Annotated in this window: 11 protein-coding genes and 1 tRNA gene; 2 read left to right on the forward strand and 10 right to left on the reverse strand. The window is 51.1% G+C overall.

From position 1 onward, the window contains the following. Positions 1–21: 21 nt before the first annotated feature. The 3 genes from rpsP to KP705_RS06750 form a co-directional block, all read right to left on the reverse strand. Positions 22–372, reverse strand: a complete 351-nt coding sequence (rpsP, locus tag KP705_RS06740) for a 30S ribosomal protein S16 (protein WP_046902042.1) — start codon at positions 370–372, stop codon at positions 22–24. A gap of 40 nt (positions 373–412) precedes the next feature. Beyond that, complete coding sequence (gene ffh / locus KP705_RS06745) at positions 413–1828, reverse strand: signal recognition particle protein (RefSeq protein WP_064273075.1); 1416 nt, start codon at positions 1826–1828, stop codon at positions 413–415. Between the two features lie 129 nt (positions 1829–1957). Next, positions 1958–2479 carry a Spy/CpxP family protein refolding chaperone gene (locus KP705_RS06750; protein ID WP_215764207.1) on the reverse strand — a complete coding sequence of 174 codons (522 nt, stop codon included), beginning with the start codon at positions 2477–2479 and terminating at the stop codon, positions 1958–1960. A 226-nt stretch (positions 2480–2705) separates the two neighbouring features. Between KP705_RS06750 and KP705_RS06755 the strand changes: the two genes are divergently transcribed. Beyond that, a tRNA-Ser gene (locus tag KP705_RS06755) sits at positions 2706–2795 on the forward strand. 369 nt (positions 2796–3164) lie between these two features. Here KP705_RS06755 and KP705_RS06760 read toward each other — a convergent pair. The 7 genes from KP705_RS06760 to KP705_RS06790 form a co-directional block, all read right to left on the reverse strand. Continuing rightward, the gene (locus KP705_RS06760) at positions 3165–4829 is read right to left on the reverse strand and encodes a glycosyltransferase (RefSeq protein WP_215764208.1); all 1665 of its coding nucleotides are present in this window, start codon (positions 4827–4829) and stop codon (positions 3165–3167) included. 11 nt (positions 4830–4840) lie between these two features. Further along, entirely contained in the window at positions 4841–6841 is a 2001-nt protein-coding gene (locus KP705_RS06765) for a glycosyltransferase (RefSeq protein ID WP_232309049.1), read from the reverse strand. A gap of 210 nt (positions 6842–7051) precedes the next feature. Continuing rightward, positions 7052–8200, reverse strand: coding sequence for a UDP-galactopyranose mutase (glf, locus tag KP705_RS06770; protein ID WP_215764209.1), 1149 nt, complete (start codon positions 8198–8200; stop codon positions 7052–7054). Between the two features lie 33 nt (positions 8201–8233). Next, positions 8234–9220: a UDP-glucose 4-epimerase GalE gene (galE, locus tag KP705_RS06775; RefSeq protein ID WP_064273072.1), complete on the reverse strand. Its 987-nt coding sequence runs from the start codon at positions 9218–9220 to the stop codon at positions 8234–8236. 74 nt (positions 9221–9294) lie between these two features. Continuing rightward, complete coding sequence (locus KP705_RS21105) at positions 9295–10806, reverse strand: ATP-binding cassette domain-containing protein (protein WP_203547561.1); 1512 nt, start codon at positions 10804–10806, stop codon at positions 9295–9297. Beyond that, positions 10803–11594: an ABC transporter permease gene (locus KP705_RS06785; protein ID WP_046901330.1), complete on the reverse strand. Its 792-nt coding sequence runs from the start codon at positions 11592–11594 to the stop codon at positions 10803–10805. Before KP705_RS06785 ends, KP705_RS21105 begins: the two co-directional genes overlap by 4 nt. Positions 11595–11599: 5 nt before the next feature. After that, the gene (locus KP705_RS06790; protein WP_046901329.1) at positions 11600–12700 is read right to left on the reverse strand and encodes a capsule polysaccharide export protein; all 1101 of its coding nucleotides are present in this window, start codon (positions 12698–12700) and stop codon (positions 11600–11602) included. 944 nt (positions 12701–13644) lie between these two features. Between KP705_RS06790 and KP705_RS06795 the strand changes: the two genes are divergently transcribed. After that, on the forward strand, positions 13645–14811 hold the full coding sequence (locus KP705_RS06795) for a polysaccharide pyruvyl transferase family protein (RefSeq protein WP_215764210.1): 1167 nt from the start codon (positions 13645–13647) through the stop codon (positions 14809–14811). Positions 14812–15048: the final 237 nt, after the last annotated feature.

Here is a 15048-nt window from a genome sequence, read left to right on the forward strand (position 1 = left end):
TCCTGAAACGTCAGCAGTAGATCAGGCTGCGGCAGCTGCAGCAGCGGCTGCTTCTGCAGCGCGAGCCTGAGCCTTGGCCTTCGGAGCGGACTTCTTCGGCTGCTCGTTGTAAGCAGGCTTCGGAGCCAGACCAGCGTTACCAAGGAAACGTGCAACGCGGTCAGTTGCCTGCGCGCCGTTGGACAGCCAATGCTGGATGCGCTCGCCGTCAAGGCGGATACGATCAGCATGGTCGGACGGCAGCATTGGGTTGTATGCGCCAACCTTTTCGATGAAACGGCCATCGCGCGGGCTGCGGCTGTCTGCAACGACGATGTGGTAGTACGGACGCTTCTTGGCACCAGCGCGTGAAAGACGAATCTTGAGGCTCATGAAAAACTCCTGAAAGACAAACTTGAAAACTTGATGCTGATCAGACGAAAGGCGGGCGCCCACCGGGCTTGCCCATTCCCTTCATCATGTCGGCCAGACCACCTGCCCCACCCATTCCGCGCATCAGGCCACCAAGGCCCATTTTGCTGATGCGCTTCATCATTGTGGACATGTCGTCAAACTGCTTGAGCAGACGGTTCACTTCCTGAACCGTCGTTCCAGAACCTGAGGCGATCCGCTTTTTACGGGATGCCTTGATGATTCCCGGCGTTTTGCGCTCCTGCTTGGTCATCGAAGAAATGATGGCCTTGTGACGTTTGAAAATCGACGTGTCGATCTCCTTGTCACCCAGCATATCCTTGATCTTGCCCATACCAGGAAGCATGCCGAGAATGCCCGAGATCGACCCCATACGGTTGATCTGGTTGATCTGGGACACGTAGTCATCCAGATCAAACTTACCGGCGAGCATCTTTTTGGCTACGCGCTCGCCTTCTTCGTGGTCGAGCGTTTCCGCTGCGCGTTCCACGAGGCCAGCAACGTCACCCAACCCCAGAATGCGACCAGCCACACGTTCCGGATGGAATTCTTCGAGCGCTTCCAGCTTTTCGCCAGACCCCGTCAGCTTGATCGGTGCGCCCGTAATGGCCTTCATGGACAGTGCGGCACCGCCACGGGCATCACCATCCATTCGGCTCATGACGACGCCAGTAATACCGACGGCTTCATTGAAGGACTTGGCTGTATTGACCGCGTCCTGCCCCGTCATCGCGTCCACGACCAACAGCGTTTCTGCCGGGTTCGTGACAGAACGGATCTCCCGAACCTCGTCCATCAGAGCTTCGTCGATAGACAGTCGGCCAGCGGTATCGAGAATGACGATATCGTAGCCTTCGCGACGGGCTGTTTCCAGCGCACGCTTCGCGATATCTACCGGCGACTGCCCCGCTACGATTGGCAGAGACTTCACCAGCCCCGTAATCGCGTTAACGCGCTCAGCAAGCTGCTGAAGCTGGAGCTGCGCTGCTGGACGCTGCACGTCCAAGCTCGCCAGAAGAATCTTCTTGCGCTCACGGGAAGAGAGACGCAGGGCGATCTTACCCGACGTCGTGGTCTTTCCCGAACCCTGCAGACCAACCATCAGTAATGGAACTGGCGGCACGGCTGAGAGATTCAGAGGAGCAACACCGGCGCCGCCGAGCGCGTCAATCAGGGCATCGTTAACGATTTTGGCGACAGCCTGGCCAGGAGAAACGCTTTCCAGCACTTCATGACCAACTGCACGCTCACGCACCTTATTGACGAAGTCCCGCACGACAGGCAGCGCGACGTCCGCCTCCAGCATCGCGAGACGAACTTCACGCATGGCCTCGGTGACATCAGCCTCCGAGAGCTTTCCATTCTTGGAAAGCCCTTCGAGGACACCGGACATCTTACCTGAGAGTTGATCGAACAACGGGCCACCTTATAGCAAGCAGAAACACGCCACTGCGCGAGCCTTCGCGATGTGGCGTGTCCGGAAACAGGTTCGCTCTATCGCTTCGTGACGCGGACGTCAAGCAATAGAGCGCCTCAACCTTAGAAATCAGGGTGCAGGCGGCGGCCCGTCTTCGGGCGGATGGCCCATAATGGCGTCCAACTGATCATGGAGCGAACGAATTTTCTCCATGGTCGCGTTCGCCTGGCGGCGCTGCTCAGGCGTCAGGATATCATGAAGCTTCTCCTGCGTCTCCAGTCGAGCCTGCGCTTCCTGCACATGCAGGTCGGATTCCTGCTTGGTCAGATCAGCGAGAAGCGTACGATCCAGATCACCCTCTACAGAAAGAGCCGTGCGGATCTTGTCCCGAAGAGACTTCAGCTTTTCATGCCGAGCCTTCATCTCCTCATGATCTTGACTGAAAATCTTATGGACCTGAGCCTTCTGGGCCTCAGTCAGAGTTATTCCCGGCGGGAACGGCGGAAGCATGCCCCCAGGGCCCGGCCTGCCGTGCATGCCATCAGGCTGCGGTCCAGGCACTCCCGGATGGGCGTGCGCCAGAGCGGAACCAGCCAACAGCCCGACGGAAGCTAGAGCCGGGAGGAGAACAGAAAGACGAAATGCCGTCATGGATGCTATATCCTTGATGGTGATGAGAGGCGAAAAAGCGTTCCCGCCCCATTCCCTTCAAGATGACAGTTTTTTCGTTACAAAACGCCCCATGTCCTGTTTCGAAGAGTAAACCCCTCCAAGGTATGTAACAAAGAAGGAGGCTTGACGTGAGCGCCATCTCATCGCATGTAGCCGCCTACGTCCTGCACGCAGGACACGACTCCCGATTTTACAGTCGGGGTCTGGAGAGGTGGCCGAGTGGTTTAAGGCAGCGGTCTTGAAAACCGCCGTGCGTGGAAGCGTACCGTGGGTTCGAATCCCACCCTCTCCGCCAGATAAATCGAAAATTCCCATATCTTTCAGAGAATTATTTGATTTATCAAAATCCGTCCTTTCTTAAAAAATGCGTCGTCGTGATGTATTCAAACGCGATATGCCTCGTCTGGACGTGTCTCGGTTTAGTCTGAGGCATTACACTGGATGACCATTACCGCATCTGACTTCAGGTCGGATGTTCAAAGTAGCTGACGAACATCGACAAAAAAATTCAGCCACTCAATGTCATCGCAAAACACGTTTTATTTTATAAAAGGCCATTTCGATCTGGTGAGCAGCGCCACCTTACTCGCCAGTTGATGGATCTTGGCTGGAAACAGCAGCGCGCCCCGAAGGCTTTCTGGATAATTCTCCTCTCCAGAAAGACTCAGTTTATCGAAAGACCTAGACGTTTGGCCCACCAAGCTGGCGTCGCCAACCTCAGTAGAGCTTCGGGCTTGCGGGGGGGGTGCGTTACGAGAAAAAATACTACGCGAAGCAGACTTTTCACTATGTCGCGCGCCTGAATAGGATCGCGCCAGAGTTGTGTTACCTGCCCTTCGCTAAAGAGCCATACCCTGACAGGGCGACGACGTGTTCCAACCTTCCAACTGGCAGCGTCAACCTTTACACCAGGAGTGGTCATAGCGTTTTCCCGAGCCAGAATATCTCTCAAGACCCGAAGAACCGTGATGAAGGTTCGTGACAGACCAGTATGGAACACTTTTAAAGAAACCTGTCCCCGCTCCAACGACTGACACATCACCTCATCATCTTTTACAAGGGCCCGATGTTTTTCCTCACTCCAGTGTTCTACCCCCTCTACTCCATCAATATATGCTTGCAGCGCCTGAATTCCGGCACGGGCCTCTGAATAGCGATAGAGAGCGATAGCGTTAAAAACACCTCGAACGAGCCGAATGATAGCCGGAGATGGTAGGGAACCGCACTGAAGTGCTGCACAGATAAGCGCATTTCGTCGATCGTAATATTGATGCCACGGTCGTGTCTGATTCAGGAGATGCGGGTGGGCAACATAAATTCCTGGCCACATAACCGTCGGAAAACCTGCACGCTTCAAGCGCAAACCATATTCGGCATCGTCTCCGCGAAGAAACAACGGCAGTGGGAGCCCACTAACTTCTACGGCCTGACGAGGAAAACAGAAGCACCACCACCCGCAGAAATCGACATCGACAGGTCGCTCGAGGAAGGAGCGAGCCTCCATCTCCCCTAGCCGCACTCCCTCGCGAGGCAAAAAATCTGTCGTCATTGCCTTGATAGGATCAAAACCATGCCCGACAGACAGGAGGCGATCCCGATGGTCAAGATCGATCATTACGCCGCCCAGGCATATCTTTGGAGAAGCGAAATATGCCAAGGCGGAACGAAGTCGGCAAAACAAGTCCACATCAACTTCTACGTCGTCATCCATGAGCAGGACATGCGTAATACTTTGGTCCTTCAAAGCCTCCATGATCCCGCGAGTAAAGCCGCCTGCTCCCCCTAGGTTCTCTTGCTCGAAGATCCAATATTTTTCCTGATCGCCCCGCAGAACCAATCGGTCCCTGAGAGCACTCTTTCCCTGATTGACGATAATGCAACTTTCCAGGTCCTCCATCTGAGGAGCGATCTGGTCAACAAGCACCTGAAGTTGCGTATCTCTATCTCGGGTACATACTACGACCGCAATACTGACCTGACGTTCGGGAGGACGATCACAAACCCAATCCACTACAATGTCCTGGGTCCGCAACGGAACTTCACGTTTTCCCTCATACAGAGTGTAAGAGAGACGATCCCCGCATTCAATCAGGGGCGGCAGAGCAAAGACCATCTCCTCCTGCACAGAAGGCACTTCAAGAATTAGCTCTGGAGCCGCCCCTTTTAGGTGTCGGTAAACTTTTACCAGCAGTTCCGCTTTTGCCTGAACTCGAAGCCCTACATGCCTAAATCGTGCATGAGCAGCCCAAGCCTGCGGGAACAGGTCCCTCGAAAACACCTCAAGGGATGAAGATGCTTTCGAAGGCTGCAACAAATACCAAGCTGGCATTAACCTTACATTCAGACGCGATCGAACGTCTGAACCAGATCGCGCCAGAATGGCTCTGAAATCAGACGATCGTACTCGTCTGCCCATTGAGTCTGGATGCTAGAAACGTCCTTACGGTAAGCACGCAGCGCCTTGGACAGACGCTCGCGCGCTTCCTTATAAAGCTCGGGATCATTCGAAAAAATATGATACCCAATCTGCTGAGGATCATAGTACGCCCAGTCGCGACCGGAGCGAATATCGCGCCAGTTAATATCATTCCGGCTATTGAAGACTGTCATCTGACGGCGACGTGCAGAAATCGCATCAAGTGGCGTTTTCTTTCTGGTGATTAGTGACACATTCCCGTTACGGCTCAAGCGCTGATAGATATTGTAGCCGCGCAGAAGAACGCCTCGCCCACGTTTTGTACGGCTAACCCACGGAACAACGAACTTGTCAGACGTTCCAGGCGGGGTCGGAATTACACCAACCGGAAGAGACTTCTCGAAGCGGTGATTGGCATTGAAGCGTTTATAGACCTTCATGATGTCTGCATGCAGATCCGCAGCATCCGTATCCGCGAGGATACCTGGCCCCTTAAGAAAGTCTTCGATCGCCAGAACAAGCAGCATGGCCGAACCGTAGTGATAAATATCGGCAAAGCCACGGAAGCGTCGAAGAAGCAGTCGCGTAACACGACGCATGATCTTGGCAATGCGCTTATCGACCTCCTCGCGGGACGTCTCGAAGCTGTCTCCGACCAGAAGCGCATATAGCACCTCAATATGGCAGGAGAGGCGAATCAGCTCATTGCGGATATTGTAGTACGCGAACCAACCTTCGGGTTTTGCATAATACGGCTCATGCCAGACTGCGATTCCCGGGATAGACAGCACATGGCCGCCGCGCATTGTCAGACGCACGCCATATTCAACATCATCCAGATGCACAAAGCACGGGAGTGGCATTCCGAACTTGCGGAAACCATCCACGTGACCGCCAAACAGCCACCAGCCGTTAAAATTCAGCGAATGGTTGCGCATGAGAGCATCTTTTGCGGACAACTCACCAAGATCACTTGGGGCAAGCCGTGCGAAAGGACGCTCGAAGCGGTCTGGAACCCAGTGCGCACCACCGTCTGCCAGACGCGATGGGTCGTATACATCCAGTTGTGCGCCGCCAATGAATACTTCTGGGTCCAGGCTGAGCCGGAACAAGTTGGTCATACGAGCGATGGCTGTTTTCTCAACGTCGGCATCGTCGTCGAGCATCACGATATGTGTGTAGCCACCGTTTTCCAAAGCTTCAAACATACCGCGCCCGAAACCGCCGGCCCCCCCAACGTTACGCTGCTGTATGACGCGGACGTTTTCGGGCCAATGTTCCTGACGTTCGACCGTCCGGGCATTATCAACAATGATGATACCGTAACCGGGGTATTCTGCTTCAAGTGCGCTGACCAGACGGTCCACATTGCCCGCAAGCTGCTTCTCACGACGGAAAGTGCAAATTACGAAGCAGGGGCGGACTTCCTGCAGCTTCGCATTGTACACGCCCCACGTCGCACGGAGCAGAATGACATCGGTTGGCGTTCCCTCGACACCCAGCGCATTCCATGCACTCCGGTACGCTTTATGCAGGAGAGTGCCGCCGTCTGCTTCAGACTTTTCACTGGTTTCCTGGGCCGCTGAATAGAAATCCAGCGCTTCAATCGTAAAGTACCAGCGGCCAAGTTTAGCCTCAGCCCCTACAATGTCGAAATCAATTCGAATTGTACGAACTTCGTGAGGATCTTTGCCGACATGCTTTTCCATCGCGAATTCAGTGACCACACCGGCTTGAGAGCGATGAAAGAGGCCAACACGACAGCTTCCTTGTACTTCAAGCTCTAGGTAGAGCTTCGCATTCGGAACAATATGGTTAATTTCACGCTCGTAAAGCGCGGTCATGAAACCATCAAATGTGACCACCCGCCCACGTTCAACAATAACGTTCCCGTTATCATCGAGGTCTGTATATGGCTTTACCATATACAGAGACTTACTTCTCTGGTCTGGAGAGAAATTTATAGGAAAAAACGGGAAAAGGTCAGCATGTGAATACTTGCTTACCTCTGGGGTACGATTAAGAACATTCATGGAAGAACCGTTACCTACAAAAATTTACTAACACGTTTCATATCGCAAAGCCTCACTTCCGCGAAACACGGATAGCAAGGCTCGCAAGACAAAAAAAACGACTCAGGAAGGATCAATGAAGAATGCGGGCAGCACAGTGTCTACCGCCAGAAGCTCGTCGATTTGATCACAAGCTTTCAAAGCCTCTGAAATCGTCACATCCATGTCCAAGTAACGGTAAGTACCCAAGCGCCCCAAGAAGGACACGCCTTTGGTAGCTCTCGCCAAGGAAATATAGCTGTCAAGCATTGTTTTTTCGTTAGCGAGTCTAATTGGATAATATGGGACATCTTTCGGTTCAGCCAAACGACTATACTCCCGGAAAGAAACCGTTTTCTTCAGGGAATCTGCTTCCCACGGAGCAAAATGCTTGTGCTCTGAGATACGCGTAAACGGCACATCCTGATCACAGTAGTTGATTACTGCGGCACCTTGATAGTCGCCATCACTATCGATGCGCTCGAAATCGAGTGTCCGGTAGCCTAGGCGCCCAAGCCTGAAATCGAAATAACGATCGATCGGACCGGTATAAAAAACGTGCCGGAATTCTTCGGACAGATCCTCAAACTTCGTATTCAGGCGAACCTCGATGTTCTCGGATTTCAGGATGTTTTCAACAATGGCTGAGTACCCCTCTTCCGGCATACCCTGATACGGATGATTGAAGTAATTATCATCATAATTGAAGCGTAGCGGGAGCCTCTTGAGGATGGAAGCTGGCAGCTCAGTCGGTTCCAGTCCCCACTGTTTCCTCGTGTATCCGTAGAAAAAGGCTTTGTAGAGTTCCGGCCCGATCATCGAGAGTGCCTGCTCTTCGAAGTTCTTCGGCTCCTTGATCGACGTGTCAGCCTTTTCCTCGATAAAGGCACGAGCCTCTTTGGGAGACATAGTCGTATTGAAGAACTGATTGATCGTCAGGAGATTGACAGGAAGCGTATACATCCGCCCTTGGGAAATCGCCTTTACACGATTGATGTACGGCCGAAACGTCCCGAATTGCTGGATATAATCCCATGCACGCTGGTCAGCAGTGTGAAAAATGTGCGGGCCATAACGATGCACCATCACGCCCGTCGCTTTGTCACGTTCAGTATGACAGTTTCCGGCGATGTGGGACCGCTCGTCAAGAAGAAGGACTTTATGGCCCTTCTCGGAAAGATGACGGGCAATAATAGCTCCACTGAAGCCAGCACCGACAATACAAAATCTCATAACGTTATTCCAATTTTAAAAATTTTTGCCAGATTATACTTCATATCCATTGGGATGACTTTCACGCCAACGCAGCGCGGTCTCCACAATGCGATCGAGATCTCCAAAACGCGGCTCCCAGCCAGTCTCTTTCCGAAGTGTGGTGGAATCAGCCACAAGTAAAGAAGGATCTCCCTGACGTCGTGGTGCTGCCTCCCAGGGAACCTTCCGACCGCTCACTCGCTCTACGCTGCGGATGACTTCAAGATTCGAATATCCTTGCCCGTTACCGATATTATACGTGACGCTACGATGGTCGATCTGGCCAAGCGCACGCACATGGGCATCAGCAAGATCTGTGACGTGGATATAATCGCGGATACAAGAACCGTCTCTGGTAGGATAGTCCGTACCAAACAGCTTGAGTGCTGGACGCCGCCCTAGGGCGGCATCAATGGTTAGGGGAATCAGGTGGGTTTCAGGGCGATGATCTTCCCCTGCCCGTCCCTCCGGATCTGCACCTGCGGCATTGAAATACCGTAGGCAGGCACTCCTCAAACCATAGATCGAGTCAGCCCAGTGGAGCACACGTTCGATCATGAACTTGCTCTCACCGTAAGGCGACCCAGGCTGAACCGGCGCGGTTTCAGGGATAGGATCCAGGCGTTCAGGCCCACCGAAGAGAGCTGCGGTAGAAGAAAAAACTATTTTCTTCACGCCCTGCTCGACGCAAGCCTGTACGAGATTTAACGCCGTCAGATAATTCTGCCGCAGATAGTGCAGCGGTTCGCGCATACTGTCACCGACAAGGGACAAAGCCGCAAAATGCAGAACACCATCCCAGGGCCCTTGGGCAACAACTTCTGCAGTTGCCTGATAGTCGAGTAGATCCACCTTGTGGAAAGCAACACCAGCCGGAACAGCTGCACGGTAGCCTGTACTCAGATTATCGAGAACGACAACCTCATGACCCGCGTCCAGCAAAGCAAGAACGACATGACTGCCGACGAAACCAGCGCCCCCAGTAACGAGATAACGCATTCAAAACTCCCAAAAAGATTGACGCATCCGAGGCATTCAGAAAATTCGTCAACGAGCTACCAAAAACCGAGCCCTTAACGCCACAGCCATTGCAAGACGTCCGGAAGGATGGAGGCTCCATGAACATGAGAAAGATCTCCCTCCCCGGTCACCAACTGATAGTCATACCCCTTGAAGGCCAGAGCCCTGGCCATAGTGCGATTTCCTGCTGGCCAGTCCAGCCCTTCAAAGCGACCGGACAGTCGGGCATTGATCCCCACCTGCAGGAATACCCGCAAGGGCTTGGGATCGGATTGCATGATGATATCCGGGTACGCCCCGCCCCCGCGGATATCTACGAAACTGCCGCAAGCAGAAAAGACCTTCCCGAACACGTCTGGACGCTGCCATGCGGCCGTGAACGCACAGATGCCCCCACTGCTAAAACCCCCGATCGCGCGCTGGGCGGGATCGTCCATGATCGTGACGTGCTTGCGAACCTCGGGGAAAACCTCTTCGTCCAGAAAACGCACATAATGGTCCGTCAAACTGTCATATTCGAAGGAACGTTGCTCGCTCGCCAGTCCGTGCTTCTGGTTCGGCTTCCCCGCCTCCACAAACAACACAGCCATAGGTGGAAGCAGGCCATCCGCTATCAGATTATTTAAAACTACGGGTACCTGCCACGGACCATCATCGGCTTTGAACCACCATCCGTCCTGAAATACCATCAATGGCAGAGGACTATGCCCATCATACCCAGCGGGCCGATAAAGCCATGCTTCATGTCTGCAGTCTGGGAAAATGGAAGACGGGGGGATTGATAGCGTAATCTGGGTTCCCTCAAGCACATCCGACCGACGTTCGGTCGCTGGATGAGGAACATAAATCGAATTCGGATCGTGTCGTGGCACGGCAACAGTCGGCTTACTCATATCCCCAGAGCCATTGTTTCCATGCAGGGTGTTAATGTGAAAATCGATCGCTTCATCAACGTCTTCGAACGAGTGAAACAGACCATCTTTGAGCACATATGCCCGCTCACAATGCTCTCGGACAAAATCCTCGTTATGTGAAACGATAACTCGTGCCCGGTTCGCCCGTTTTTCAAAAAGCTCGATCTGGCACTTTTCATGAAATTTGTGATCTCCAACATGGACGACTTCATCAATGAGAAAGCAGTCGAACTCAATACTCATCGAGATGGCGAACGCCAGACGCGCAGCCATTCCCGACGAATAGGTCCTTACTGGTTCGTCAAAATAAAGGCCAAGTTCGGCAAAATCTTGAATAAACTGCAGAGTATCTTCAATTTCTCGCCCATAGATGCGTGAAATGCACTTCGCGTTATCCCTACCAGTCAGAGCACCTTGGAAAGCGCCACCGAACGCTAAAGGCCACGAGACGGACATCTGCCGCTCGACCGTGCCGGAAGTTGGCAGCTCCGAACCGCTCAGAAGACGAATTGTAGTCGACTTGCCTGCGCCATTCCGACCGAGAATTCCAACCTTCTCTCCTGGACGGATTAAGAGATCGGCTCCCCTAAGAACCCGATTGATCCCTCCTCGAACATGATAATTTTTACGAACATCCCGGAACTCGATCATTGCAGCGTCATGCCTCGGGAAACAAACCTCACGCCAATCATCGCAAAAAAAGACTGAATGATGTTCCAGATCACAACGTACATCACATCAAAATGTGCGGTAAAAAGAGAGCCGAAATACCCGTCTCGGATAATTTCGGAACAGTTCACCATCGGGATCATCAAGAGATAGTACTGCGATGCAGCAGGCATGGCATCAACCAGAAAGCCAAGCCCTGAAAATCCAATCATAAGATAGGTTATGGGGTGCCAGAGCCTCTCGAAGAGTTCTGAATGCTCGCTGATGGAGCCGACAAGGATCGCCAGGCTCGCCCCGAACCAGACCATCAGTACCCACCCCCCTATAACTTCCAGAATGTTCTCAGGAGGGTCCATCCAGCCTATGCTACAGAACAGGGCTGAGAGAACCACAAATGACGTGGTAACGCCTCCCACTTCCAGAAGCAGACGCGCCGCATAAATATCTATGGGCCTGACATTCCTGTGGTGCATAAGGCCAAGATGAATCTCCACCGCCTTATTCAGGCGGTTTGGCATATTACGCCATACAAGAACGGTAGAATATCCGGTCAGGGCAAAAGCCACGATAGGAATGTTAGACGCGTGAGACATGTGCCCCAGCGTCCAGAGCGTCGTTATTCCCAGCGTAAACAGCATCGGTTCGCCGAAGAGCCACAGCACACCAATGTTGTGCCGCCCATAACGTGTCAGGGTTTCACGCAGAAAGAGCGCCCAGATAACACGCCGCTGGATAACGAAAGAGCGGGCAAAAGAGCCATGCGAAGTCATGGCCGTCAATCCATATGTTCGCGAACGCTTGCATTCAGCATCCGGGCAATATTCCATAGAATGAGCCCCATGAGGAATGTCGCAAAAATATCCCTCATACGATAAGGCTCCTCAGATGCGTCAGGCAGACTGGGCTGAGCAATCCGCTCAACATAGCTTTGCTGGCGCCGCGCCTCCATCTGTGCCTGCTCAAGGGAGGAAACGGCTGCGGCAAGCTGCTTACCCGCAATTTGGTCAGCAAGGATCAGTCCCTGATAATCTGAAGCTTTGGATGCAAGAGAACCGTCAGTGCCAGAAATTTTCGTAACCTCATTTGTCATCTCTTTTGAGAGACTCATGATGCGGTTCTGAAGAACTGCAATACCGGGATTGTTAGCCGTCGTTTTCTGCATCGTCGCAAGTTGGGCGCGTGTTGCAATCAACGCATCTTCGAACTTGGAAAGCATCTGCAGCTGCCCGGATGCCTGCTGCTCCGGATTCATGATCCTGTGGCTATTCCGGTAATCGGCGATAGCAATTGCAGCTTTCTGAGCAGCAGCCTCCGCCTCTCGCACTTCGCGCGTTGCAAACTGGATCAGATCTGAACGCGCCCTCTCGTTCAAATGGTTAACAGTGTCTTCAGCCATTTTCAGTAGTTCTTCGTTGAACTTCTGAGCATTCTGGGGTTGATAAGCCCGCACCGTCAGAGTTGTAATTCCGGTTGTGGAATTATTGTCAACCTTAACTTTACGTTGAAAATAAAGATACAGATCCTCGAAAGACGAAGAGATTTTCACCGGATCATAGCGATTGAAGACTGAAACACGCGGATCACTGTACGCACGAACAAATGCATTGTCCGTGTTGATGGAATGCAGCGCATCACGAGAAATAATGTAATCGTCAGCGGCGTATGCCTCATCGCTGGAGTTGGCAATTCCAGCGCTCTTGAACATGACGCCCAACCCACTCATCGAAGGCTTTTCAGGAGACCGCACAACAAAGCGCGATTCTGAAATATAAACATCCGACGCAAGAAACCCGAAATAGAGAATTGAAAGCAGTGTCGGAACAACAACAAACCCTAGAAACAAATAGTCTGAGACAAGTTTCTTGACATTACTCATGAACAAAGACGACCTTTACAACGGGCTGCCAGAAACACAAACCGCAACATTCAAAAGAACGGAATGGGGCACGAACGACACCAGAAATATCATGCACGACATGGCTTCCAAAGCAGGACCCGCCTTCGCCGCAACCTCTTTACATACCCCTAACTGCAAGGCTCGCCTTGAAAATTCAGCCCCTTCGAAGCGAGCCTGAACTTTCTCATAGAGAAAAAGATTGTCGCATTCGTCTTTTCCTAGGTCAAGTTGAAGAACATTTCACCAGAAAGCCTTTAATAATAATTTCGTCAGCACCCAAAACGACGTAGCGCCTCATTCTCCAGTTCCGCCCTGGAAAACCCAAAGACCCATTGGCCAGCAAACTCCTGAATAAAAATTATTTTATTTACGTGAAATTAATGCCGGAATTCCAATGCGTTATGTCTCACAAATTCGTAACGACCTAAAAAATCACGACTGCTCTAGACTACGCGCACAAGCGCGATCTTTCGTCTCATCGAATTCGTAGACGGCCCCGCAAGCATCCCTGCCCCAAGTTTTTCCAAAGTCGCTACACCTGTCGAATTATGAACTTCAGACAGAAAATAACCACTAGAGCTCCCTTTCCAAGAAAATATTATTTTTTGAATAAAAAAATAGTTTTAATAAATAAATTCTATCGAACCTGTATATTACTTTCATATATTAAAATTAAAACTCCAAAACTACATAGAATAACTTGACGCTTAACATCTAGAAAACTTGAAAAATATAAAACTTAGACCCCCCCCACAAGAACACAACAAAAACACACAGGATTAAATAAAATTTACCGGTGAGAAACTTCAGTTTATCGCTCTATTTAACAAAAAAAATTATTATGAAACAAATTATATCATGTCTTTTAATATTTTTATAAATGATAGAAAATCGAAAAAATCACCCGTAGCAGTGGAAACATTATGATATATTTGGTTTGTCACTCTGGTTATCTGAATTTTGGTGATGAATTAATAGCCAAAACATGGATTAATTTCTTAACGAGCAAGTTTCCTCTTGAAGAAATCTGGGTCGATACATGCAATCCGGGCGTATCTGCGGTAGCATTCAAAGACTACAAAAATATAAAATTTACCGACACTTTATGGACTGCATCCCGGAATTCCATCGACAAGGGGATTGATTACATCCTCGACCTTGGCTTTCAGAGAGATGGCGGAGTTGCATTCGCAAATGGTCTCGAATTAATTAAATCGGCACGCTGCGTTCACATGATTGGCGGCGGTTACATGAATAGTGAATTTTATTTCAACTATGCAATTATCGCAATTCTAGCAAAGTTAAAGAAAGAAGCCGGGTTTGAGCTTTTCGGGACAGGCCTTGGTCTAGAGCCTATCGATCAAGCATACGAGCGCATCATCGGAGAATTCTTCAAGGTTTTCTCATGGATCGATGTGCGAGACAAAAAAAGTTATCAGCGCTTGATTCATTGGGGCCTGAAAAACAAAGCATCCTTTTCGTGTGACGATGTCTTCCTCTCTCCTATACCTCAAAGTGATAAGAACAGACCGGGTAAGTTAATTATCTCTGCCCAGCCGGGAAGCAACCCCTTCCTTGTCGTTTCCTTTCTCCTAAAGCTTATCGAACATTGCCCCCAGGCACAGAATGGCATTGAGTTCCTGACTCTGGACGCCATCTCTGACCACATCATCATTGACAAGGTAGTCAGCATCTCCAGACGGACCGATATTGTTGTCCGGGACTTCAATGACCTCTGGAAAAATGGTTTCCAAATCAGCTCTAACGATTTTGTTTTCTCAACACGTTTTCATGCCCACCTTGTCGCGTCGATGATGGGGGCACGCGGCCTTTGTGCGTCCGTAAGCGTCCCTTATTATGACGTCAAACACCTATCGCTGATCGAGATGGGTTCTGGCTTCGATATTATAGGCATGCATGATTTCACTTTCTCCTATGACTGGAATAAGAAGACGGAAACCTTCCACGATCACGCACCAACTGCCCGCAAAACAAAACTCGACATCGTCGACAAAGTTTACGGGTTCATGACCGAAAGCAGCATCATCAACGATAATACTATGGATGATTCGGCCAACCTCTCGGTTTGATGAGCCATTCCTTCGACTGGAATTGATTCCTTCATTTTCTCCTGACTATCCTGCAACAATTTGACAGATCAAACAGGAGGTGCCCCCTTCAGGAAGCACCTCCTGCCCTTCTGATATCTTCGCTCGGAGCAGGAGTAATCATCGCTCGCCAAAGCTTCCGTGAAACTTATCATGCGATTATTCGTCAAGATCAGAGAAACGTACCGGCAACCGGGACATTAGCGCCCTATCTCAACG

The sequence above is a fragment of the Gluconobacter sp. P1D12_c genome (genome assembly GCF_018812105.1).
GTDB lineage: Bacteria > Pseudomonadota > Alphaproteobacteria > Acetobacterales > Acetobacteraceae > Gluconobacter > Gluconobacter oxydans_A.